Genomic DNA, 22,212 nt, shown 5'->3' with positions numbered 1-22,212 from the left:
ATTGTTTCCACCCACCTGACCCGGGAGCAGAATGTCCACGCCCGAAACACCGCATCCGCTGGATGAAACCGCGATCGACCATGCCGTGCAGCAGGCCGTTGACGCCTTCGCCGCAGCCGGCGACCTCGAGCAGCTCAAGGCCGCACGGCTCGCGCACACCGGAGACAAGGCGCCGCTGGTGCTGGCCAACCGTGCGATCGGGTCGTTGGACAAGACCGAGAAGGCCGCCGCGGGCAAGCTGCTCGGCGGCGCTCGCGGAAAGATGCAGAAGGCCCTGGCCGCGCGCACCGCGGTGCTCGAGGTCGAACACGCGGAGCGGATCTTGGTGGAGGAGACCGTCGACGTGACCGCAGCCCAGCGTCGTCGTCCGCTCGGTGCCCGGCACCCACTCTCGGTGCTGCAGGAACGGGTCTCCGACGTCTTCATCGCCATGGGCTGGGAGATCGCCGAAGGCCCCGAGGTGGAGTCCGAGTGGTTCAACTTCGATGCATTGAACATCGCGCCGGACCATCCCTCCCGGGAGATGCAGGACACCTTCTTCGTGGAGCCCCCGGAGGCGCACCTGGTGCTGCGCACCCACACCTCCCCGGTGCAGATCCGCTCGCTGCTCACCCGCGAGCTGCCGGTCTACGTGCTCTGCCCCGGAAAGACCTTCCGCACCGATGAGCTCGACGCCACCCACACCCCGGTGTTCCACCAGTTCGAGGGCCTCGCCGTGGACAAGGGCCTCACCATGGCCGATCTGAAGGGCACCCTGGAGCACTTCGCCCGGCAGATGTTCGGCCCCGACGCCGCCATCCGGCTGCGCCCGAGCTACTTCCCCTTCACCGAGCCCTCCGCGGAGCTCGACGTCTGGCACGCACAGGCCAAGGGCGGCCCGCGCTGGGTGGAATGGGGCGGCTGCGGCATGATGAACCCCGCCGTGCTGCGCGCCGCCGGGGTGGACCCGGAGGAGTACACCGGCTTCGCCTTCGGGATGGGCATCGAGCGCACCCTGATGTTCCGCAACGGGGTCCCCGATATGCGCGACATGATCGAAGGCGACATCCGCTTCAGCCAGCACTTCGGAATGGAGGTCTGAGACATGCGCATTCCGCTTTCTTGGATACGTGAATACACCCAGTTCCCCGAGTCAGGCACCGCGGAGGACCTGATGGCCGAGCTGGTGAAGGTCGGCCTCGAAGAGGAGGACGTGCACCGTCCCACCGATGAGCTCAGCGGCCCGATCGTCGTCGGCGAGGTGCTGGAGAAGATCCCCGAACCCCAGTCCAACGGCAAGACCATCAACTGGTGCCAGGTCCGCGTGGTGCCCGAGGGCGCCGCCCAGACCCTGACCCACGAGGGGATCGACCCCTCGGGCATCCAGGGCGTGGTCTGCGGCGCGCACAACTTCGAGGTCGGTGACAAGGTCGTGGTCACGCTTCCCGGGGCGGTGCTGCCCGGGGACTTCCGGATCGCCGCGCGCAAGACCTACGGCCATGTCTCCGCCGGCATGATCGCCTCGGTGCGCGAGCTCGGCATCGGCGAGGACCATGACGGCATCCTGGTGCTCTCACGGCTGGGACTCGACCCCGAGCCGGGCACCGACGCCATGGAGCTGCTGGGCCTCTACGACTCCGCCGCGGAGATCAACGTGACCCCAGACCGGGGCTACGCCTTCTCGCTGCGCGGGATCGCCCGGGAGTACTCCCACGCCACCGGGACCCCGTTCATTGACCCTGCGGCCCAGATCAGCACCGCGCCGACGGCGACGGCGCAGGGCCGGCACGACGACGCGCGGCCCGGTCACGAGGTCACGCTCACCGATCACACCCCCATCTACGGAGTGCAGGGCTGCAGCCGGTTCGTCACGCACAAGGTCACCGGCATCGACCCGACGGCGCCCACCCCGCCGTGGATGGCCGCCCGGCTGCGCCTGGCGGGGATGCGCTCGATCAGCATCGCCGTGGACGTCTCGAACTACGTGATGCTCGAACTGGGACAGCCCAACCACTGCTACGACGACGCCAAGCTCGACGGCGGCATCGAGGTCCGTCGCGCCGCGGCCGGCGAGCAGCTCACCACGCTGGACGAGAAGGTCCGCACGCTGAACCTCGAGGACCTGGTGATCGCAGATCAGTCCGGGCCCATCGGGATCGCCGGGGTGATGGGCGGGGCGCGCACCGAGGTGGACGCCACCACCTCCACCGTCATCGTGGAGGCGGCGCACTTCGACCCGATCAGCGTCAGCCGCAGCAAGCGCCGGCACAAGCTGCCCTCCGAGGCGTCCAAGCGCTTCGAACGCGGCGTGGACCCGCTGCTGCCCCCGCTCGCCGCGCAGCGGGTGGTGGACCTGCTGGTCCAGCTCGCCGGAGGCACGGATTCGCGCGAGGTCACCGACGCCGGGGCCCCGGTGCTGCCCGAGCCGATCCTGCTGGAGCCCACGCTGCCGGAGAAGCTCACCGGAGTGGCCTACACGCAGGAGCAGATCAGCTCCACGCTTGAGGCCATCGGTGCCGAGCTGCGCCAGGAGGGGGAGCACCTGCTGGTGACCCCGCCGAGCTGGCGCCCGGACCTCACCATCCCCGCCGCCCTGGTGGAGGAGATCGCCCGGCTCGTCGGCTACGACCAGATCCCCTCCCGGCTCCCGGTGCCACCGGCCGGCCGCGGACTCACCACCGCCCAGCAGCGCCGACGCGGCGTCTACGCCGGGATGGCCGCCGCAGGGTTCACCGAGGTGCTCAGCTACCCGTTCTACTCCGAGGTCGCCAACACCCGCTTCGGGCAGGCCGAGGACACCGGGAAACCGATGCCGATGCTGCGGCTGGCCAACCCGATCGCCAACCAGCACCCGGCGCTGCGCACCACCGTGGTGCCCGGTCTGCTCGAGGCGCTGCGCCGCAATGTCTCGCGTGGATTCACCGACGTCGCGCTCTTCGAAGCCGGCTCGGTCTTCCACCCGAAGGCCCAGCTCGGCTCACCGAGCATCCCAGACCTGGGGGCCTACCCCGGGGAAGAGGTGCTGGCCGGGCTCGACGCCGGCATCCCGGATCAGCCGTTGCACATCGCGGCCGCACTCAGCGGTGCCGAGACGGCCGAGCTGCCCGGTGTGCCCGGGCGCCGTCGGGACTGGGCCGACGCGGTGGACGCCGCGCAGAAGGTCGCCGACCTGCTGCGCGTGCGCCTCGAGGTGGTCCAGGGCCGGCACCAGGCCTTCCACCCCGGACGCACCGCCGAGCTGCGGTTCAAAGGAGCACGGATCGGTCACGCCGGTGAGCTGCACCCGAAGATCCTCGAGGAGCTTGACCTGCCCGCCCGCACCTCGGTGATGGAGCTGGATCTCTCCGTGCTCATCGAGGGGTCCCCCGAGCAGATCATCGCCGAGCCGATCTCGACCTTCCCGCCGACCACCCAGGACGTCTCGCTGATCGTGGCCCAGGAGCTGCCGGCCGCGGAGCTTCAGGCCGCCCTGGTCGAAGGAGCGGGGGAGCTGCTGGAGAGCATCGAGCTCTTCGACGTGTACGCCGGTGAGCACATCGAGGCCGGACACAAGTCCCTGGCCTTCGCCCTGCGCTTCCGCGCCGAGGACCGCACGCTCACCGCCGAGGAGGCCTCTTCGGCCCGAGCCGGCGCCGTCGCCCTGGCACAGCAGCGCCACGGGGCCGTGCAGCGCTAGTCCGCCGAAGGTTCACTCGCGACGTGGCCGATGGTCCGGCAGACGCTCAGTCTGCCGGGCCATCGGTCTTTGCATCACCTGGGTGCTGTTCATCCAGCCAGCGACCGCGGTGCATGACGCTGCCGACGTTCCACTGCGGGTCCAGCAGCACCAGATCCGCGCGCCTACCGGGAAGCAGACTGCCGACGTCGTCGAGCCCGATCATCGCCGCAGGATTGGCGGTGGCCGCCATCAGTGCCTCGCCCGGGGCGATGCCCGCGTCGAGGATGCTCCGGCGCACCGCTTCGGCCAGGGTCACCGCCGAGCCCGCGATCGCGCCGCGCGTCCCGTCGGGCTCGACGAGCCGAGCGACGCCGTCTGCGACGTCCACCTCCAGAGCGCCCAGGGTGTATCGCCCCTGCGATGCGGCGGCGCCGGCCATCGCATCGGAGACCAGCACCAGCCGCCGCGCACCGCCGTGGCGCGTGGCGGTATGCCAGATGTAGCGGATCATCTCCGGGTGCAGGTGCACCCCGTCATGGATCAGCTCGAGGAAGGCGGCGGGGTCCTCCAGCAGCGCGAGCGCAGGCCCTGGTTCGCGGTGGTGCAGCCCCTTCATCGCATTGAACAGGTGGGTGGCCGCGCTGGCCCCGGCGCCTAGAGCAGCCCGGGTCTGGGCACTATCGGCACCGGTGTGCCCGACTCCCAGGACCAGTCCCGCGGCGCGCAGCCGAGCAACGGCCTCGAGAGCGCCGGGCAGCTCCGGGGCGAGGGTGACATAGCGCAGCAGCTCCGCCGCCGGGTGTTCGAGCACCGCAGAGACGGCCTCCGGTGTGGGGTCGCTGAGCAGCGAGGCCTGATGCGCACCGCGATGGGCGCAGCTCAGCCATGGCCCCTCGAGGTGGATCCCGGCGAGCTCGCCGGTCTCCACCAGGGGACGAAGCTGCTGCGTCTGCTCCAGCAGCACCGGGATCGGCGCGCTGACCAGCGACGCGAGCATGCTCGTGGTGCCGCGACCACGGTGGGCCGCCAGCACGGTCTGGGCAGCCTCAGCACCCTCGGTGAAGGCCGCGCCGCCGCCGCCATGGGCGTGGACGTCGACGAACCCAGGTGCCAGCACCCCCTCGGTGAGGTGCAGATCCGGTGGCTCCGGCGGGTGACCGTGCCCGGCGTCGAGGATGCGTCCCTGCGCCAGGCGCAGCCAATACCGCCCCAGGCCCCCCTCCGGGGTCAGTGCCGCCTCGGCGAGGATCAGCTGGGTCACAGGGGACGGACCGGACTCGCCATGGGGTGTGCTTCTCAGGGTGCCAGCAGCAGCTTGCCGGTGGTCCGGCGGTTCTCCAGATCGTCGTGGGCCCGGCCCGCCTCGGCCAGCGGGTAGCTGGCGCCGATGCTCAGCTTCAGATCCCCGCCGGTCAGCGCGCGGAAGAGCTCGGCGTAGCGCCAGGATCGCTCCTCGGCGTTGCGCAGATACCAGTGCGTGGCCGGGCGGGTCACGTAGAGGCCGCCGCGGCGGTTGAGCTCCTGCGGATCCAGCGGGGGCACCTGGCCCGAGGCGCCGCCGTAGAGCACGAACATCCCGCGGATCGCCAGGGACTCCAGGGACCCGGCATAGGTGTCCTTCCCGACGCCGTCGAAGACCGCGGCGACACCCTCGCCCTTGGTGATCTCCAGGACCCGCTCGGCGAAGTTCTCATAGCCCAGCACGTAGTCCGCGCCGGCGGCCTGCGCGATCTGGGCCTTCTCCTCGGTGGAGCAGGTGGTGATCACGCGTGCGCCCTTGGCCTTGAGCAGCTGGGTCAGGATCTGGCCCACCCCTCCTGCACCGGCATGGGTCAGCACGGTCTCGCCGGGGGAGACCCGGTAGGTGGAGTTGACCAGGTAGTGCGCGGTGATGCCCTGCAGCGGAAGCGCCGCGGCCTGCTCATCGGTGACCTCGTCCGGCACGCGCACGGCCTTGCTGGCGTCGACCAGGAAGTGCGAGGCGTAGGTGCCGGTGGAGGCCTCCAGGGTGGTGACCCGCTGGCCGAGGGAGAGCGACTCCACGCCTTCGCCGGCGGCAAGGACGCGTCCGGCGCCCTCGGTGCCCGGGGTGAAGGGATACTGCACCGGGTACACGCCGCTGCGCTGGTAGGTCTCGATGAAGTTGACCCCGGTGGCGGCAGTCTCCACCAGCACCTGGTTCGGTCCAGGCTCGGGCAGCGGCACCTGAGCCTCGACGAGCACCTCGGCGCCCCCTGCCTGCTCGGCATGCACCACTCGTGCTCTGTCGGGCAGATCCTCTGGGAAAACTGTCTGTTCATTCATGGCGGCAAGCGTACCCAACGCAGGCCCGGAGCGGCGAAGTCTGCGGCCCCGCAGTATGCATAAATATTGGAGATAGCGCATATATCTGCCTAGACTGCTGGGATGACCTATTCGATCGCTGTCTCCGGAGCCTCAGGCTATGCCGGAGGAGAAGTCCTTCGCCTGCTCGCTGGCCACCCCGAGGTCGAGATCGGCGCCGTCACCGCGCACTCGAGCGCGGGGGAGCGGCTGGGAAGCGTGCAGCCGCACCTGCTCTCCCTGGCGGACCGGGTGCTTCTCGACACCACCGCGGAGAACCTCGCCGGACACGACGTCGTCTTCCTGGCCCTGCCCCACGGGTCCTCGGCGGAGATCGCCGCCCAGCTCGGCGAGGACACCATCGTGATCGACGCCGCCGCGGATCATCGGCTGGAATCCGCCGCGGACTGGGAGAAGTTCTACGGTTCCGCCCATCAGGGCACCTGGCCTTATGGGCTGCCCGAGCTGCCCGGGGCGCGGGCGAAGCTCACCGGTGCCCGGCGCATCGCGGTGCCCGGCTGCTATCCCACCACCATCATGCTCGGCCTGGCCCCGGCGCTGGCCGCAGGGCTCGTCCAGCCCGATGACATCGTCATCGTCGCGGCCACCGGCACCTCCGGGGCGGGCAAGGCGCTGAAGCCCCACCTGCTCAGCGCCGAGGTCATCGGCGGCATGAGCCCCTATGGAGTCGGCGGGGTGCACCGGCACACCCCGGAGATCGAACAGGGCCTCGGACACGCCGCCGGAGTTCCGGTCCAGGTCTCCTTCACCCCCACGCTGGCTCCGATGCCGCGCGGCATCCTGGCCACCTCCACCGCGAAGCTCGCGCCCGGCACCACCGAGGCGGCGCTGCGCGCGGCCTACCGCGAGCACTACGACGGCGAGGCCTTCGTCCACCTACTTCCGGAGGGCCAGTGGCCCGCCACCAAGCAGGTCGTGGGTTCCAACCACGTCACCATTCAGCTCGCGGTCGATGAGCACGCCGGGCGCGCCGTCGTCGTCTCGGCCGCAGACAATCTGACCAAGGGCACCGCCGGCGGAGCCGTGCAGTCCATGAACATCGCCCTGGGTGTCGAAGAGACCACCGGGCTCAATCTGCTGGGAGTCTCCCCATGAGCGTCACCGCCGCGACCGGATTCAGCGCCGCAGGCGTCGCCGCCGGACTGAAATCCCCCGATGCGCAGGGCAACGCGCCGCGCGACGTCGCGCTGGTGCTCAACCACGGACCGGACAAGCACGCCGCCGCGGTCTTCACCACCAACCGGGTCGCCGCGGCACCGGTGCTCTGGTCCCAGCAGGTGATCGCCGACGGGCGCGCCGATGCCGTGGTGCTGAACTCCGGCGGGGCCAACGCCTGCACCGGGCCCCAGGGCTTCGCCGACACCCACCAGAGCGCCGAGGTCGTCGCCGAGAAGCTCCAGGCCACCGGCGCGGACATCTCCGCCGGGGACGTGCTGGTCTGCTCCACCGGACTCATCGGGGTGCGCCTGGACATGCCCGCACTGCTGGAGGGGATCAGCGCCGCCGCGGCGCAGCTGGAACCCGCCGAGGCCGCCGGGCAGCGGGCGGCGCAGGCGATCATGACCACCGACTCGGTCATGAAGGTCTCCACCGCGACCGGTGCGGAGTTCACCATCGGCGGGATGGCCAAGGGCGCCGGCATGCTCGCCCCCGGGATGGCCACGATGCTCTCCGTGGTCACCACCGACGCCGTCATCTCCCAGCCCGACCTCGATGCCGCGCTGCGCGAGGCGGTCCGGCTCAGCTTCAACCGCGCCGACTCCGATGGCTGCATGTCCACCAACGACACCGTGATCGCCATGGCCTCCGGGGCGCACCCGCAGGCCGACCCCTCCGGAGTAGACCTCGCGGAGTTCCAAGCGGCGCTGAACCAGGTGTGCCAGGACCTCGCGACCCAGCTCATCGCCGACGCCGAGGGCGCCCACCACGAGATCGCGATCTCCACGATCAACGCCGCCACCCAGGAGGAGGCCGAGACCGCAGGCCGCTCCGTGGCCCGCTCCAACCTGTTCAAGACCGCGATCTTCGGCCAGGACCCCAACTGGGGCCGGATCCTCTCCGCCGTCGGGACCACCGACGTGGACTTCGACCCCTCCACCATCGACGTCAGCGTCAACGGGGTGTGGATCTGCCGCGCCGGAGGCATCGGGGAGGACCGCGACCTGGTGGACCTGCGCGGGCGCCACGTAAAGGTGGTCATCGACCTGAAGGCCGGCGCCGCCGAGGCCACGATCCTCACCAATGACCTGACCCATGACTATGTGCATGAGAACTCTGCCTACTCCAGCTGAAGAAGGACCCCGATGACCTCGAGCATGAAACCCCGCGACGCCGGAAGCCTCGGCTCCGCCGGCGAGAAGGCCTCCGTCCTGGTCGAGGCGCTGCCCTGGATCCAGAAGTTCGCCGGAGAGACCATCGTGATCAAATACGGCGGCAACGCCATGATCAACGACGAGCTGCGCCGCGCCTTCGCCGAGGACGTGGTCTTCCTGCGCCACGTCGGGGTCAACCCGGTGGTGGTCCACGGGGGAGGCCCGCAGATCAACGCGATGCTCCAGACCCTGGGCATCGAATCCGAGTTCCGCGCCGGGCAGCGGGTGACCACGCCCGAGGCCATGGATGTGGTCCGGATGGTGCTCACCGGCCAGGTCGGCCGCGAGCTGATCGGCCTGATCAACAGCCACGGCCCCTACGCGGTGGGCCTCTCCGGGGAAGACGCCGCCCTGCTGCGCGCCACCCGCACCACCGTGGAGATCGACGGCGACACCGTGGACCTCGGACTGGTCGGCGAGGTCAGCGGGGTCAACCCCGACGCGATCACCGACCTGCTCGCCGCCGGGCGGATCCCGGTGATCTCCACCATCGCTCCGGAGTTCGACTCCACCGCCGCCGACGCCACCCCCACCGGCGAGGTGCTCAACGTCAACGCCGATCTGGCCGCCGCCGCCGTCGCCTCGGCCCTGGGCGCGGCCAAACTGGTGATGCTCACCGATGTGGAGGGCCTCTACGCCAACTGGCCGGACAAGTCCTCGCTGATCTCCTCGCTGAGCGCCAGCGACCTACGGGCGATGCTGCCCAGCCTGGAATCCGGGATGATCCCGAAGATGACCGCGGCGCTGAAGGCCGTGGAGGCCGGTGTTCCGCGCGCCCACGTGGTCGACGGCCGGGCACCGCACTCGATGCTGTTGGAGATCGTCACCACCGAGGGCGTCGGCACCCAGATCGTTCCCGATGGGGAGGCCGCATGAGTGACCAGAACACCCCGGAGGCGCAGGCCCCGGAGCTCAACAACGCTGATCTCACCAGCGCCGGGCTCAACAGCCCGGAGCTCACCAGCGCCGCGCTCACGAGTGCGGAGCTCACCGGTGCGACGCTCACGGCGGAACCCGGCGAGACGCTGCTGGCGCGCTACACCGAGTCCCTGCTCGGGGTCTTCGGCACCCCGCAGCGCGTCCTGGTCCGAGGCTCCGGCGCCACGGTATGGGACGCCGACGGCCGGGAGTACCTGGATCTGCTCGGCGGGATCGCGGTCAACGCGCTGGGCCACGCCCACCCGCTGATCACCAGCGTGGTCTCCTCCCAGCTGAGCACCCTGGGACACATCTCGAACTTCTTCACCAGTCCCACCCAGATCGCACTCGCCGAGAAGCTGCTGCACCTGGCCCAGGCCCCGGCCGGCTCCAAGGCGTTCTTCACCAACTCCGGCACCGAGGCCAATGAGGCCGCCTTCAAGCTGGCACGCCGCCACGGAGGCGAGGACCGGCCGCGGATCATCGCCCTGGAGCACGGATTCCACGGACGCACCATGGGCGCACTGGCGATGACGCATAAGCCCAGCTACCGGGAACCCTTCGAACCGCTGCCCGGCGGCGTGGAATGGGTGCCCGCCGGGGACGCCGAGGCGCTGCGTGCCGCGGTGGACGAGACCGTAGCCGCGGTGATCATCGAACCCGTCCAGGGCGAGGCCGGTGTCCACGGTCACCCGGCCGGGTACCTGAAGGCCGCCCGGGAGATCACCCGCGCCGCCGGGGCCCTGCTGATCTTCGATGAGGTCCAGACCGGCATCGGCCGCACCGGCTCCTGGTTCGCCTCTGCGCCGTCAGATTCAGACCCTGCAGACTCTGCGCCGTCAGATTCAGACCCGTCAGACTCCGGACCGGTGCTCCCGGACGCGATGACCCTGGCCAAGGGTCTCGGCGGTGGGTTCCCGATCGGGGCGATGCTGACCTTCGGGGAACATGCCAGCACGCTGTTGAACCCCGGCCAGCACGGCACCACCTTCGGCGGCAACCCCGCCGCCACCGCCGCCGCGCTGGCCACGCTGCACGTCATCGAATCCACCGACCTGCTGGATCAGGTCCGGGAGGTCAGCGCCTACGCGGCCGTCCGGCTCGCCGAACTCGACTTCGTCACCGAGGTTCGAGCCCACGGACTGCTGATCGGCTTCGACCTCGAAGCCGCCGAAGGGCAGGCGCTGGCACCTGCCATGGTCGCCGCGGCCCTGGAGGCGGGTTTCATCATCAACGCCACCGGCCCGGCCACGCTGCGACTGGCCCCGCCGCTGATCATCACCACGGAGCAGATCCAGCAGTTCATCGATGCCCTTCCCGAGATCCACCGCAGGAGCACCTCATGACCGTCCGCCACTTCCTCACCGACCTGGACCTCAGCCCTGCCGAGCTGGACCAGGTGCTGACCCTTGCGGCGCATATGAAGGCCCACCCATACGCGATCAAGGCCCTGGCCGGGCCCCAGACCGCCGCGGTGTTCTTCGACAAGACCTCCACCCGGACCCGGTTCTCCTTCGTGGCGGGGATCTCCGCGCTCGGCGGCACCCCGCTGGTGGTCAACCCCGGGGAGTCTCAGCTCGGACACAAGGAGACCATCGCCGACACCGCCCGAGTGCTCGACCGGATGGTCAGCCTGATCATCTGGCGCACCTACGCCCAGTCCGGGCTGGAGGAGATGGCGACGCACAGCGCGGTCCCGGTGATCAACGCACTCTCCGACGACTACCACCCCTGCCAGCTGCTCGCGGACCTGCTGACCCTGCGTGAGCATCTCGGCAGCACGCAGGGTCGCTCCCTGGCCTACCTGGGCGACGCGGCGAACAACATGGCCAACTCCTACCTGCTCGCCGGGGTCAACGCCGGCATGGATGTCCGCATCGCCGGCCCCGCCGGCTATCTGCCGGAGCAGCGCATCATCGACGCCGCCCAGGCCCGCGCCGAGCAGACCGGGGCCAAGGTGCTGATCACCACCGACCCGGTCCAGGCGCTGGCCGGCGCCGAGGCGGTGGCCACCGACACCTGGGTCTCGATGGGCCAGGAGGAGGAGAAGCAGCAGCGGCTCGAGCTCTTCGGGGACTACCGGGTCGACTCCGCCGCCATGGCCCACGCTGCCCCGGGCGCCGTCGTCCTGCACTGCCTTCCGGCCTACCGCGGGGTCGAGATCAGCGCCGAGGTCCTCGACGGGCCGCAGTCGGTGGTCTGGGACGAGGCGGAGAACCGGCTGCACGCACAGAAGGCACTGATGGCCTGGCTGCTGGTGCGCTCCGGGCTCGCCGACGCGGCGACCGCGGAACTGGTCCGGGCAGGGGAACGCTGATGATGGCACCGACCACCAAGACCGCGCGGCACGCGAAGATCCGTGAGCTGATCTCCCGCTCCCAGGTCCGGTCCCAGGCTGAGCTGGCCGAACGCCTCGGCGACGCCGGGGTCACGGTGACCCAGGGGACGCTCTCGCGGGACCTGGTGGAGATCGGCGCCGCCCGGGTGCGCGGCGCTGCGGGCGCGCTGATCTACGCGGTGCCCTCCGACGGGCATGACCGTGAGCTGCAGGCCGATCAGACCGACGCGACGACGACGGCGCGGCTGATCGCGCTGTGCAAGGACCTCTTGGTCTCTGCCGAGCCCAGCGCGAACCTGGTCATCCTGCGCACTCCGCCCGGAGCCGCCCAGTTCCTGGCCAGCGCGGTGGACCACGCCGGGATCCCGGAGATCCTGGGCTGCATCGCCGGAGACGACACGATCATGGTGGTCACCACCGAGCCCGACGGGGGAGCCGCGGTGGCGCGCCGCTTCACCGGATTCGCCGAGGGCCGCAGCTGAGCCGGCCCCGGAGGCTGGTTCAGCCCCGGAGGGCGGTTCAGCCCGAGTGGGCGTCGAGGATCGCGCGCATCGCGTCCAGCCCGAAGATCTCCGCCACGGCGTAGGCGCTCTGCCGGCCCAGGCGGGGATCGGCGCCGGCGGCGAGCAGCGCCTTCGTGGCCACCTCGTTCTGCCGGAACACCGCGCAGCCCAGCGCGGTCTGGCCCTGATCATTGATCCGGTCCACGTCGGCGCCGCGGGTCAGCAGCCCGTTGGCCTGCTCGGTGTGATCGTTGTAGACCGAGAGGATGAGCAGCGTGTCACCCTTCTCGTTGCTCAGGTTCACCGGCACGCCGCGGTCCACGAGGTCGAGCAGCTCCTCGGTCTTGCCCGCTCGGGCCAGGCCGAACATCGAGGCCAGGAACTCCATCTGTTCCTCGGTCAGCTCCGGCGCGCCGCCTGCGGGAGGCTGCTGGTTCTCTGAGTGATCGGCCGCGTGCTGGAAGTCCTGTGACATGGCCGCAAGTCTATCGGAGACCGGCCCGGGCACTGGGATCCCCAGGGACCGCGAAGGCGATAGCCTGACGGGGACCCCGAACCTCACCGACACTGTTTATGCAGACCTGCGAATAATTATGTAGTCTGTGTCCGAGCCAAAGTTCCGTTCCCCAAGGAGATTCGTTGTGACTGATCGTATTGTTCTCGCCTATTCCGGCGGCCTCGACACCTCGGTGGCCATCGGCTGGATCGCCGAAGCCACCGGCCAGGAGGTCGTCGCCGTCGCGGTCGACGTCGGACAGGGCGGTGAATCACTCGAGACGGTGCGCCAGCGCGCACTGGACTGCGGCGCCGTGGAGGCCTACGTGGCCGATGCTCGCGACGAGTTCGCCGATCAGTACTGCATGCCCACGCTGAAGGCCAACGGCCTCTACATGGACTCCTACCCGCTGGTCTCGGCGATCTCCCGCCCGGTGATCACCAAGCACCTGGTCGCCGCAGCCCAGCAGTTCGGCGCCACCACGGTGGCCCATGGCTGCACCGGCAAGGGCAACGATCAGGTCCGCTTCGAGGTCGGCATCCAGACCCTGGGCCCGGAGCTCAAGTGCATCGCCCCGGTCCGCGACCTCGCCCTGACCCGTGAGCTCGCCATCGAATACGCCGAGAAGCACAACCTGCCGATCGAGACCACCAAGAAGAACCCGTTCTCCATCGACCAGAACGTCTGGGGTCGCGCCGTGGAGACCGGCTTCCTGGAAGACATCTGGAACGGTCCCACCAAGGACGTCTACGAGTACACCGAGGACCCCTCGTTCCCGCCGGCAGCCGACGTCGTCACCATCACCTTCGACCAGGGCGTGCCGGTGGCCCTGGACGGGCAGACCGTGACCGCCCTGGAGGCCATCGAGCAGCTCAACCGCCGCGCCGGCGCCCAGGGCGTGGGCCGGATCGACATCGTCGAGGACCGCCTGGTGGGCATCAAGTCCCGCGAGATCTACGAGGCTCCCGGCGCCATGGCGCTGATCGCGGCGCACCGCGAGCTGGAGAACATCACCCTGGAGCGCGAGCAGGCCCGGTTCAAGAAGACCGTGGACCAGCGCTGGACCGAGCTGGTCTACGACGGCCAGTGGTTCTCCCCGCTCAAGCGCAACCTCGATGCCTTCATCGATGAGACCCAGAAGTACGTCTCCGGTGAGATCCGGCTCGAGCTGCATGGCGGCCGCGCCACCGTGCAGGGCCGCCGCTCCGAGACCAGCCTGTATGACTTCAACCTGGCCACCTACGACGCCGGCGACGCCTTCGATCAGTCCAGCGCCCGCGGATTCATCGACATCTTCGGCCTCTCCTCCAAGGTGGCCTCCCAGCGCGAGCAGCGCATCCACGGCAAGCCGGACTTCTCCGGCCTCGGCAGCCTGGACCGCTGAGCATGAACCCGGAGGGCACGAGCCCGGATCAGCAGGATTCGCAGAGCAGGCACGGCACCAACGAGGGCGCGCTCTGGGGCGGACGATTCGCCTCGGGGCCCGCCGATGCCTTGGCGGCGCTGAGCAAGTCCACGCACTTCGACTTCCGCCTGGCCCGCTACGACATCGCCGGATCCCGGGCGCACGCCCGGGTGCTGCACCGCACCGGGCTGCTCGATGAGTCTGAGCTGAGCGGGATGCTCGCTGCCCTGGACCGGCTCGAGGCCGATGTGCTCTCCGGGGACTTCACTCCGGCGGACAGCGACGAGGATGTGCATGGGGCGCTGGAGCGCGGCCTGCTGGCACGCGCCGGTGAGGACCTGGGCGGGAAGCTGCGCGCCGGCCGCTCCCGCAATGACCAGATCGCCACCATGGGACGGATGTTCCTGCGTGATCACGCCCGGGTCGTGGGTGCCGGGGTGCTGGGCGCCATCGAGGCGCTGATCCAGCAGGCCGAGGCGCACCCGAATGCGCCGATGCCGGGCCGGACGCATCTGCAGCACGCCCAGCCGGTGCTGCTGAGCCACCACCTGCTGGCCCATGCCTGGGCGCTGCTGCGCGATCTGCAGCGCCTCGTGGACTGGGACCGGCGCGCGGCCACCTCGCCCTACGGCTCCGGCGCCCTGGCTGGATCCTCGCTGGGCCTGGATCCGCAGCGCGTGGCCGAGGAGCTCGGCTTCAGCCAGGCGGCCTGGAACTCCATCGACGGCACCGCGGCACGCGACGTCTACGCGGAGTTCTCCTGGGTCAGCGCCATGATCGGCGTGGATCTGTCCCGGATCAGCGAGGAGATCATCTTCTGGGCCACCAAGGAGGCCGGCTTCGTCACCCTTGATGATGCCTTCTCCACCGGCAGCTCCATCATGCCGCAGAAGAAGAACCCCGATGTGGCCGAGCTCGCCCGCGGCAAGTCAGGCCGTCTGATCGGGGACCTGACCGGGCTCCTGGCCACGCTGAAGGGCCTTCCGCTGGCGTACAACCGGGATCTGCAGGAGGACAAGGAGCCGCTCTTCGACGCGGTGGACACCCTGGAGCTGCTGCTCCCGGCGGTCTCCGGGATGATCGCGACCCTGGTCTTCCACACCGAACGGATGGCCGAGCTGGCTCCGCGCGGCTTCGCGCTGGCCACCGACATCGCCGAATGGCTGGTCCGCCAAGGCGTGCCCTTCCGGGTGGCCCACGAGCTCTCCGGTGAGGCCGTCCGGGTGGCTGAAGCGCGCGACGTCGAACTCTGGGACCTCACCGATGCGGAGCTCAGCGGGATCTCTGCCCAGCTGACCCCCGCGGTGCGTGAGGTGCTGACCACCTTCGGCTCGCTGAACTCCCGGTCCTCCCGTGGCGGCACCGCGCCTTCGGCCGTGGCCGAGCAGCTCGAGGAGCTCAAGCTGCAGCTGAACCCGATCAAGGAGTTCATCGGCTCAGCGGGCAGCAATGTCGGTCCCGACGGTGTCAGCTGAGCTGAGCGCCGCACTGGCAGCTGAGCTGAAAAACTGACGATGGAGTGAGCACCGCATGACGCGAGGCCCTTCGAGGCGACGCAGGAGCGCCCCGGCCGTGCTGGCCGGGGCGCTCCTGCTTGCGCTCAGCGGATGCACCGAACCGCGGCAGGCACCGGCCCTGGACTACCCGAGCGCGCCGGATCAGCGACTTCCCGAGGCCGCCGCGCCCGCCGAGGACCCGGCGCCGGGTCAGCCCTGGGCACCGATCGCCGGGCTGGCCGACGAAGCGTGGCTCGAGGCGGTGGCCGAGCGCACCGGCATCCCGCAGCGCGCCCTGGCCGCCTACAGCGGGGCGGCCCTGCTGGTGGCGCAGACCCGGCCGGAATGCGGACTGGGCTGGAACACCCTGGCCGGCATCGGTCAGGTCGAGTCCCATCACGGCACCTACGCCGAGGCGCAGGTCGAGCCGGATGGACAGGTCGCCCCGGCGATCATCGGGATCCCGCTGGACGGGTCCCCGGGACTGGCGGAGATCCCCGACACCGACGGCGGCACCCTCGACGGGGATCCCGAATGGGACCGCGCGGTGGGACCGATGCAGTTCATCCCGGCCACCTGGGCGCTGTACGCCCAGGACGGCTCCCGCAGCGGCGACTCAGATCCGCACCACTTCGACGACGCCGCGCTGACCGCCGCGGTGTATCTGTGCGAGAGCGGGGAGGACCTGACCAGCGACGACGGCTGGGTGGACGCCGTCGTCGCATATAACCAGTCGGTGCGCTACGTCAACGACGTCGCCGCCCGGGCCCAGGAGTACGTCAGCCCTGACGCGCCTTCAGCCGCGGATTCTTCTTATTGATCACGTAGGTGCGCCCCCGGCGGCGCACCACCTGTGATCCCGGTTTGTTCTTCAATGCACGCAGTGAGTTGCGGACCTTCATTATGACCTCCTAGTGAGAATGAGTAGCATTAGCGTTAATACTACTCGAAGGGGGCGACGATGACGATGTCAGGTGAGGGATCCGCTGTCCGAGTGGTCGCGGTGATGGGGGCCTGCGGGCCGGAGCGCAAAGACTTCGCCGCGGCCCTGGCCCGGCAGCGCGGTTCGGTGCTGCTGCAGGCGGACCGCATCGCGTCAGAGGAGACGGCGCTGGAGTCAGCGCTGCGGCTGCTCCAGCTCGTGCCCAGCAGCACCGAGCTGGTCGTGGAGTACCCGCTGGCCAGCGCGATCACCGAGGTCATCGGCTCACTGACCGGCTCAGCTGGTGAACCTGAGCCGCAGGCCCGGCTGACCGAGGTGATCTGCGTGGTGGATGCCGCCCACCTGCTGGATGATCTCTTCCGCGATGACTACGTGGTGTTAGAGGCCGATCAGCGCTGGACGCACCCGGGGGAGCTGGCCTATGTCTGCCGCGCCGAGGTGATCGTCAAGCAGATCGAATACGCCTCGACGGTGATGATGATGAACTGGCAGCGGATCGACCCGGGGGAGCTGGCCATGCTGGCGGCGCTGGTGGCGCACCTGAGCCCGCTGGCCCAGGTGCGGTTCGACGGGGAGCCTGCGGCCCGGACTCGCCGCTCCACCGTGCCCGGCTACTCGGGGCAGGAGACTCGCGCCGGCTGGACCTGCCTCTTGAACAGGGACTTCCATCCGCGCCGCCGACACGATCGGGTCTCGGCCTTGCGCTACGAACAACATCGTCCCTTCCATCCCGGTCGGCTCAAGCAGCTCTTGGATCTGCGCGTCGAGACCGAGGAGTTCGGCCGGGTGATCCGCTCGGCAGGCTTCGCCCGCCTGGCCACCCGCCCGCACGTCACCGCACAGTGGGAACACATCGGGCAGATCATCTCGCTGGCTCCGCTGGCCTTTGATCACCAGATCGAGGACCCCGAGGAGATGCTGGCCTTCGGTCAGGACATCGCCTTCATCGGGATGGACCTCGAGGTGGCAGGACTCGCCGCAGCGCTGGACGAGGCCACGCTCACCGATGCCGAGCTCATGGCCGGACCAACGCTCTGGCGCACCTTCGCCGACCCCTTTCCGCTCTGGGCGTCGGTCACCGAGACCGAGGACTGACCGGTCGGCTGCTCGGGAAGGTCTCTGCGATCATGGGCAGATGGATTCCGCACGGCTGCATTCGCTCTTCGACGCCCATGCCACCGAGCTGGCCCCAGCGCTGCTGGGCTGCGAGCTCACCGTCGCGACCGCCGGCGGATCCGTGCGGGTCCGGCTGACCGAGGTCGAGGCCTACGGGGATCAGGGCGAGGACCCCGGGGCGCACAGCTTCAACGGCAGGACCGCCCGCAACGCGTCGCTGTTCGGGCCGCCCCGGCACACCTACGTCTACCTCAACTACGGGATCCACCGCTGCCTGAACTTCGCCTGCGCGTCCGAAGGAACCGCGGGAGGCGTGCTGCTGCGCGCCGCTGAGGTGCTCACCGGCCGGGACCTGGCGATCGAGCGCCGCGGCGGGCGTGACACCGGGGCGAAGCTGCTCTCGGGTCCCGGCCGGCTGGGCCAGGGTCTGGGCATCACGCTGCCGATGGACGCGCTGCCGGTGAACTTCGAGCAGTCGCCCGGCCAGGATGACCCCGCCCGGTTCACGCTGCGCCCGCCGGCGGATCCCGTGGGTGATGATCGGATCCGCCGCGGACCACGCGTCGGGGTCTCCGGGGCCGGGGGCAGCCGGGCCTATCCCTGGCGGTACTGGCTCGACGCCGATCCCACGGTCTCGGTCTATCGGGCCGGGCGCAATGTTCCGGCCGAGCTCAGCTCATGACCTGCACCGGATCTGGCCACATCAGGTTCACCTGAATAGAGGTATGATTGGTGGTCAGCAAATTCGCGACGGAGAGCTGCGCTGCTTGATGAGTGATTCACAGTCCTCGGCCACGGCCGAGATGATGCCCGAAGACCACGACGTTCCGGTGCCCGGCCTCGAGGCCGGCGTGGAGGAGGAGCGCGAGTACGTCGGGGTGCTCTACTCCCGGCTCGATGAGCTGCGGGCCGAGAAAGAGGTCCAGCTCGCGAAGGTCCGCCGGGTCGGGTCCCGCGGCACCATGCAGAACGCCTCCGAGCGCGACGCCTTTGCCGCGATGTATGAGGATCGTCTGGCGCAGCTCAACGCGGTCGACGATCGGCTGGTCTTCGGCCGCCTCGATCACGACTCCGGGGAGTGCCGCTATATCGGGCGGATCGGGCTGACCTCGGCGAGCCACCAGCGGCTGATGCTGGACTGGCGCGCTCCCGAAGCCGGGGTGTTCTACCAGGCGACGGCCTTCGAGCGCCAAGGCGTGCGCCGTCGTCGGCACCTGCTGCTCAAGCGCCGCGAGGTGCACGGGGTGGAGGACGACGTGCTCGACGCCAGCATGTTGGAGGAAGCCAGCCACAACCATGGCGACGGCGCCCTGCTCGCCGCGCTCACCGCGCGCCGCACCGGACAGATGGGCGACATCGTCGCGACCATCCAGTCCGAGCAGGACCGGATCATCCGCGCCGACCTGCCCGGAGTCATGGTGGTCCAGGGCGGACCCGGCACCGGCAAGACCGCGGTGGCGCTGCACCGTGCGGCCTACCTGCTCTACAGCCACCGGGACCGGCTGAAGTCCGCCGGCGTGCTGATCGTGGGCCCGAACTCCACCTTCATGTCCTATATCGACCGGGTGCTGCCCTCGCTGGGGGAGACCGGCGTGGTGCTGTCCTCGCTCTCGGAGCTGTTCCCGGGGGTCCATGGTGTTGAGGAGCAGGACCCACGGGTCGAAGAGATCAAGGGACGCCTGGACTGGGTGCAGATCATCGGCGACGCCGTCGCCCACCGGCAGCGCACCATCCCCGAGGTCCGCGACGTGACCGTGGACGGCACCCGGGTCGGGGTGACCCCGAAGATGGTCAACCGGGCTCTGGAACGGGCCCGCGCCACCGGCAAGCCCTATAACGAGGCTCGCCCGACCTTTGTGAAGGTCCTGGTCAAGGAGATCGCGGAGAAGCTCGAACGCATCATCGAGAAGCGCTCCGAGGGCAACGACGCCGATCGGTCCTATCTGCTCGAAGACGTCCGCACCGCCCGTGATGTCCGGGTTCTGCTGAACCTGTGCTGGATGCCGCGCAGCCCGCAGGGACTCCTCGAGGACCTCTACAGCAAGCCCAAGTACCTCACCGACGTCGCGCCCGAGCTCACCGCGCAGGAGCGGGAGCTGCTGCAGCGCCAGCCCGGAAGCGCCTTCACCAGCGCGGATGTGCCGCTGCTCGACGAGGCGGCGGAGCTGCTGGGCGCGCTGGACGAATCCGCCGGACGCGAGGCCGCGCGGCAGAAGGCCGCCGCGGCCCGCTCGCTGGACAACGCCCAGCGTGCGGTGGAGAACGCGACCCCGCAGCTCGAAGAGATGGGCATCGAGGGATTCCTCGACGCTCAGGCCGTGGTGGACATGAACGCCGAGTCCGGCCCCCGGCTGACCGCCGCCGAGCGCGCACAGGTCGACCGCAGCTGGACCTACGGCCACGTGGTGGTCGATGAGGCGCAGGAGCTCTCGGCCATGCAGTGGCATGTGCTGATGCGGCGCTGCCCGCTGAAATCCTTCACCATCGTCGGAGACATCGCCCAGGGCTCCTCGCCCTCGGCCGCCTCGAGCTGGCAGAACGCGATGGCACCCTTCGTCGGCAAGCGGATGCGGGTCGAGGAGCTCACGGTCAACTACCGCACCCCGGGCACCATCGTGGAGCTGGCAGAACGCGTCGCTGAGGCCAACGGGCTGGAGACCACCTCGCTGCGCACCGTCCGGGACGGCGATCACCCGCCGGTGATCGAGAAGGTCGAGGCTGATCAGCTGGTCAGCGCCGCGATCGCCGCAGTGAGCGCCGAGCATGAGCGCCTGGGGGAGGGGCTGGTGGCCGCCATCGTGCCGCAGCGGCTGCTCAACCTCACCCGCCGCGCCCTGGTGGCCGAGTTCGGCGCCCGGGTCGGCCGCGGCGCCGGGTCGCTGACCGAGGACATCCTGGCGCTCTCCGCCGATGAGGCCAAGGGCCTGGAGTTCGACGCCGTGGTGCTCATCGAGCCCGCCGAGATCCTGGAGGAGACCGCCGGGCGGGTGGGCAGTCTCTACGTGGCCCTCACTCGGCCCACCCATGCGCTGCATGTGATCGCCGCCCGCGAGCTTCCGGCAGGATTCTGAGCAGACCCCAACGATTCCGACGTTTCGCAGCCGTTCGGCACGAGAAGATTGGTAACGTACCTGGTGTGACCCAGATGAGCCTCGAATCCACGAACCCGGCGCTGGCCGCTCAGCGCAACGATCCAAGCTTCGACTCGCTCTGGCAGGAGTTGAACTGGCGGGGACTGGTCCAGGTCTCCACCGACGCCGACGCGCTTGAAGCCGCGCTCACCGGTGAGCCGATCGTCTACTACTGCGGATTCGATCCCACCGCGGCCTCGCTGCACCTGGGTCACCTGGTCCAGCTGCTGACCATGCGCCGCATCCAGCTGGCCGGGCACAAGCCACTGGCCCTGGTGGGCGGCTCCACCGGATTGATCGGCGACCCGCGTCCCTCCAGCGAACGGATGCTGAACACCCCCGAGGTGGTCTCCGGCTGGGTGGACTCGCTGCAGTCCCAGATCAAGAACTACATCTCCTTCGACGGAGACAGCGCCGCCACCATGGTGAACAACCTGGACTGGACCCAGGGCATCAGCACCATCGAGTTCCTGCGCGACATCGGCAAGTACTTCCGGGTGGGCACGATGATCAAGAAGGACATCGTGGCCAAGCGGCTGAACTCCGAGACGGGCATCTCCTACACCGAGTTCAGCTACCAGGTCCTGCAGGGATTCGACTACCTGCAGCTGTTCCGGCAGTACAACTGCACGCTGCAGTTCGGCGGCTCGGACCAGTGGGGCAACCTGACCTCCGGCACCGAGCTGGTCCGTCGGGCCGAGGGCGCGACGGTGCATGCGCTGGGGACACCGCTGATCACCAACTCCGACGGCACCAAGTTCGGCAAGTCCGAGGGCAACGCCATCTGGCTCGACGCCGAGCTGTGCTCGCCCTACGCCTTCTACCAGTTCTGGCTCAACCAGTCCGATGCGGACGTGATCGACCGGCTCAAGGTCTTCACCTTCCGCACCCGGGAAGAGATCGCCGAGCTGGAGCGCTCGGTGCAGGAGGCGCCCTTCAAGCGCGAGGCCCAGCGGGCACTCGCCTGGGACGTCACCTCCCTGGTCCACGGTGAAGACGCCACGAAGAAGGTGATCGAAGCCTCCGGTGCGATCTTCGGCAAGGGCGAGCTGGATCTGATCGATGAGCCCACGCTGCACGCGGTCGCCTCAGAGCTTCCGCACGCCAGCATCCCGGCGGAGGAAGCCACCGCCGTGCGGCTGCTGGTGGACACCGGACTGGTGAAGTCCAACGGAGAGGCGCGTCGTGCGATCAACGACGGCGGCGCCTACGTCAACAACGAGAAGATCACCGACCCCGACGCCCTGGTGACCGAGGCGATGTGGCTGCACGAGAAGTTCCTGCTGGTCCGCCGAGGCAAGAAGAACCTCGCGCTGGTCCATCGGGGCTGATCCGGGCCGGCTGGTCCAGGGCCCCCGGACCGGGGTGGGATCCCTGAGTTTGCGGGGATCGCGGGGTGTGATGCAGCTCGCACGGGATCTGGTTTGCGGACTGGTCAGGGCGTGTGTAAAGTTCTATCTCGTGCTCAAGGGCGCACAGCGGAAAGCCACGGCGGACCGCGCAAGACCTTGGAC

At 69.5% G+C, this 22,212-nt stretch carries 19 protein-coding genes; 15 read left to right on the top strand and 4 right to left on the bottom strand.

The genetic code is table 11. The features are described from left to right. Positions 1 to 31 precede the first annotated feature (31 nt). Together pheS and pheT are read left to right on the top strand one after the other, a co-directional pair. The gene (gene pheS / locus I2487_RS03940) at positions 32 to 1,081 is read left to right on the top strand and encodes a phenylalanine--tRNA ligase subunit alpha (protein ID WP_207169332.1); all 1,050 of its coding nucleotides are present in this window, start codon (positions 32 to 34) and stop codon (positions 1,079 to 1,081) included. Between the two features lie 3 nt (positions 1,082 to 1,084). Further along, positions 1,085 to 3,655, top strand: coding sequence for a phenylalanine--tRNA ligase subunit beta (gene pheT / locus I2487_RS03935; RefSeq protein WP_207169331.1), 2,571 nt, complete (start codon positions 1,085 to 1,087; stop codon positions 3,653 to 3,655). A gap of 46 nt (positions 3,656 to 3,701) precedes the next feature. Here the strand turns inward: pheT and I2487_RS03930 are convergent, their stop codons facing one another. After that, positions 3,702 to 4,898, bottom strand: a complete 1,197-nt coding sequence (locus tag I2487_RS03930; RefSeq protein WP_345941330.1) for an N-acetylglucosamine-6-phosphate deacetylase — start codon at positions 4,896 to 4,898, stop codon at positions 3,702 to 3,704. 35 nt (positions 4,899 to 4,933) lie between these two features. Beyond that, positions 4,934 to 5,941: a quinone oxidoreductase family protein gene (locus I2487_RS03925; RefSeq protein WP_207169330.1), complete on the bottom strand. Its 1,008-nt coding sequence runs from the start codon at positions 5,939 to 5,941 to the stop codon at positions 4,934 to 4,936. A 102-nt stretch (positions 5,942 to 6,043) separates the two neighbouring features. Between I2487_RS03925 and argC the strand changes: the two genes are divergently transcribed. From argC to I2487_RS03895, 6 genes are read left to right on the top strand one after another with little or no spacing between them, the layout of a single operon-like run. Beyond that, a complete protein-coding gene (gene argC, locus I2487_RS03920; protein WP_207169329.1) occupies positions 6,044 to 7,075 on the top strand; it encodes an N-acetyl-gamma-glutamyl-phosphate reductase in 1,032 nt (343 codons plus the stop codon). Then, entirely contained in the window at positions 7,072 to 8,271 is a 1,200-nt protein-coding gene (gene argJ / locus I2487_RS03915) for a bifunctional glutamate N-acetyltransferase/amino-acid acetyltransferase ArgJ (protein ID WP_207169328.1), read from the top strand. Before argC ends, argJ begins: the two co-directional genes overlap by 4 nt. 12 nt (positions 8,272 to 8,283) lie before the next feature. After that, complete coding sequence (gene argB / locus I2487_RS03910) at positions 8,284 to 9,228, top strand: acetylglutamate kinase (RefSeq protein ID WP_255545925.1); 945 nt, start codon at positions 8,284 to 8,286, stop codon at positions 9,226 to 9,228. Then, positions 9,225 to 10,616 (top strand): acetylornithine transaminase, encoded by a 1,392-nt coding sequence (locus I2487_RS03905; RefSeq protein ID WP_207169327.1) that lies wholly within the window; start codon positions 9,225 to 9,227, stop codon positions 10,614 to 10,616. Before argB ends, I2487_RS03905 begins: the two co-directional genes overlap by 4 nt. Continuing rightward, a complete protein-coding gene (gene argF / locus I2487_RS03900; protein ID WP_207169326.1) occupies positions 10,613 to 11,587 on the top strand; it encodes an ornithine carbamoyltransferase in 975 nt (324 codons plus the stop codon). Before I2487_RS03905 ends, argF begins: the two co-directional genes overlap by 4 nt. Next, positions 11,587 to 12,090 carry an arginine repressor gene (locus tag I2487_RS03895; RefSeq protein WP_207169325.1) on the top strand — a complete coding sequence of 168 codons (504 nt, stop codon included), beginning with the start codon at positions 11,587 to 11,589 and terminating at the stop codon, positions 12,088 to 12,090. Before argF ends, I2487_RS03895 begins: the two co-directional genes overlap by 1 nt. A 37-nt stretch (positions 12,091 to 12,127) precedes the next feature. On the opposite strand, the gene I2487_RS03890 is transcribed toward I2487_RS03895, so the two are convergent. Further along, positions 12,128 to 12,586, bottom strand: coding sequence for an ankyrin repeat domain-containing protein (locus tag I2487_RS03890; protein ID WP_255545924.1), 459 nt, complete (start codon positions 12,584 to 12,586; stop codon positions 12,128 to 12,130). A 166-nt stretch (positions 12,587 to 12,752) separates the two neighbouring features. On the opposite strand from I2487_RS03890, the gene I2487_RS03885 reads away from it, so the two are divergent. Genes I2487_RS03885 through I2487_RS03875 form a run of 3 tightly spaced genes read left to right on the top strand, consistent with a single transcriptional unit; the run spans position 12,753 to position 16,328 of the window. Continuing rightward, complete coding sequence (locus tag I2487_RS03885; protein WP_207169324.1) at positions 12,753 to 13,991, top strand: argininosuccinate synthase; 1,239 nt, start codon at positions 12,753 to 12,755, stop codon at positions 13,989 to 13,991. Positions 13,992 to 13,993: 2 nt separating this feature from the next. After that, positions 13,994 to 15,487, top strand: coding sequence for an argininosuccinate lyase (gene argH / locus I2487_RS03880; protein ID WP_207169323.1), 1,494 nt, complete (start codon positions 13,994 to 13,996; stop codon positions 15,485 to 15,487). 55 nt (positions 15,488 to 15,542) lie between these two features. Then, positions 15,543 to 16,328, top strand: coding sequence for a lytic transglycosylase domain-containing protein (locus I2487_RS03875; RefSeq protein WP_255545923.1), 786 nt, complete (start codon positions 15,543 to 15,545; stop codon positions 16,326 to 16,328). Here I2487_RS03875 and ykgO read toward each other — a convergent pair. Then, entirely contained in the window at positions 16,288 to 16,410 is a 123-nt protein-coding gene (gene ykgO / locus I2487_RS03870) for a type B 50S ribosomal protein L36 (RefSeq protein WP_084479720.1), read from the bottom strand. The two genes, I2487_RS03875 and ykgO, sit on opposite strands and share 41 nt — an antisense overlap. Positions 16,411 to 16,469: 59 nt before the next feature. Here ykgO and I2487_RS03865 point away from each other — a divergent pair, with 59 nt between their 5' ends. From I2487_RS03865 to tyrS, 4 genes are all read left to right on the top strand, one after another. Next, positions 16,470 to 17,546: a GTP-binding protein gene (locus I2487_RS03865; RefSeq protein WP_207169322.1), complete on the top strand. Its 1,077-nt coding sequence runs from the start codon at positions 16,470 to 16,472 to the stop codon at positions 17,544 to 17,546. Positions 17,547 to 17,586: 40 nt separating this feature from the next. Continuing rightward, positions 17,587 to 18,249, top strand: coding sequence for a DNA-3-methyladenine glycosylase (locus I2487_RS03860; RefSeq protein ID WP_207169321.1), 663 nt, complete (start codon positions 17,587 to 17,589; stop codon positions 18,247 to 18,249). A gap of 124 nt (positions 18,250 to 18,373) precedes the next feature. Continuing rightward, complete coding sequence (locus I2487_RS03855) at positions 18,374 to 20,638, top strand: HelD family protein (protein ID WP_255545935.1); 2,265 nt, start codon at positions 18,374 to 18,376, stop codon at positions 20,636 to 20,638. A 74-nt stretch (positions 20,639 to 20,712) separates the two neighbouring features. Beyond that, positions 20,713 to 22,029 (top strand): tyrosine--tRNA ligase, encoded by a 1,317-nt coding sequence (gene tyrS / locus I2487_RS03850; protein WP_207169406.1) that lies wholly within the window; start codon positions 20,713 to 20,715, stop codon positions 22,027 to 22,029. Positions 22,030 to 22,212: the final 183 nt, after the last annotated feature.

Source organism: Nesterenkonia sp. E16_10, assembly GCF_017347085.1.
Lineage (GTDB): Bacteria > Actinomycetota > Actinomycetes > Actinomycetales > Micrococcaceae > Nesterenkonia.
The sequence above is the reverse complement of the archived record's forward strand: the minus strand, read 5'-3'. Positions and strand labels throughout refer to the sequence as shown.

Excerpts from the sequence above, each read along its gene's own strand:
- I2487_RS03865 (WP_207169322.1), top strand. The coding sequence starts at position 16,470 with ATGACGATGTCAGGTGAGGGATCCGCTGTCCGAGTGGTCGCGGTGATG.
- I2487_RS03925 (WP_207169330.1), bottom strand. The coding sequence starts at position 5,941 with ATGAATGAACAGACAGTTTTCCCAGAGGATCTGCCCGACAGAGCACGA.
- argH (WP_207169323.1), top strand. The coding sequence starts at position 13,994 with ATGAACCCGGAGGGCACGAGCCCGGATCAGCAGGATTCGCAGAGCAGG.
- I2487_RS03905 (WP_207169327.1), top strand. The coding sequence starts at position 9,225 with ATGAGTGACCAGAACACCCCGGAGGCGCAGGCCCCGGAGCTCAACAAC.
- I2487_RS03875 (WP_255545923.1), top strand. The coding sequence starts at position 15,543 with ATGACGCGAGGCCCTTCGAGGCGACGCAGGAGCGCCCCGGCCGTGCTG.
- I2487_RS03890 (WP_255545924.1), bottom strand. The coding sequence starts at position 12,586 with ATGTCACAGGACTTCCAGCACGCGGCCGATCACTCAGAGAACCAGCAG.
- argC (WP_207169329.1), top strand. The coding sequence starts at position 6,044 with ATGACCTATTCGATCGCTGTCTCCGGAGCCTCAGGCTATGCCGGAGGA.
- I2487_RS03855 (WP_255545935.1), top strand. The coding sequence starts at position 18,374 with ATGCCCGAAGACCACGACGTTCCGGTGCCCGGCCTCGAGGCCGGCGTG.
- ykgO (WP_084479720.1), bottom strand. The coding sequence starts at position 16,410 with ATGAAGGTCCGCAACTCACTGCGTGCATTGAAGAACAAACCGGGATCA.
- argF (WP_207169326.1), top strand. The coding sequence starts at position 10,613 with ATGACCGTCCGCCACTTCCTCACCGACCTGGACCTCAGCCCTGCCGAG.
- pheS (WP_207169332.1), top strand. The coding sequence starts at position 32 with ATGTCCACGCCCGAAACACCGCATCCGCTGGATGAAACCGCGATCGAC.
- tyrS (WP_207169406.1), top strand. The coding sequence starts at position 20,713 with ATGAGCCTCGAATCCACGAACCCGGCGCTGGCCGCTCAGCGCAACGAT.
- argJ (WP_207169328.1), top strand. The coding sequence starts at position 7,072 with ATGAGCGTCACCGCCGCGACCGGATTCAGCGCCGCAGGCGTCGCCGCC.
- I2487_RS03895 (WP_207169325.1), top strand. The coding sequence starts at position 11,587 with ATGATGGCACCGACCACCAAGACCGCGCGGCACGCGAAGATCCGTGAG.
- I2487_RS03860 (WP_207169321.1), top strand. The coding sequence starts at position 17,587 with ATGGATTCCGCACGGCTGCATTCGCTCTTCGACGCCCATGCCACCGAG.
- pheT (WP_207169331.1), top strand. The coding sequence starts at position 1,085 with ATGCGCATTCCGCTTTCTTGGATACGTGAATACACCCAGTTCCCCGAG.
- argB (WP_255545925.1), top strand. The coding sequence starts at position 8,284 with ATGACCTCGAGCATGAAACCCCGCGACGCCGGAAGCCTCGGCTCCGCC.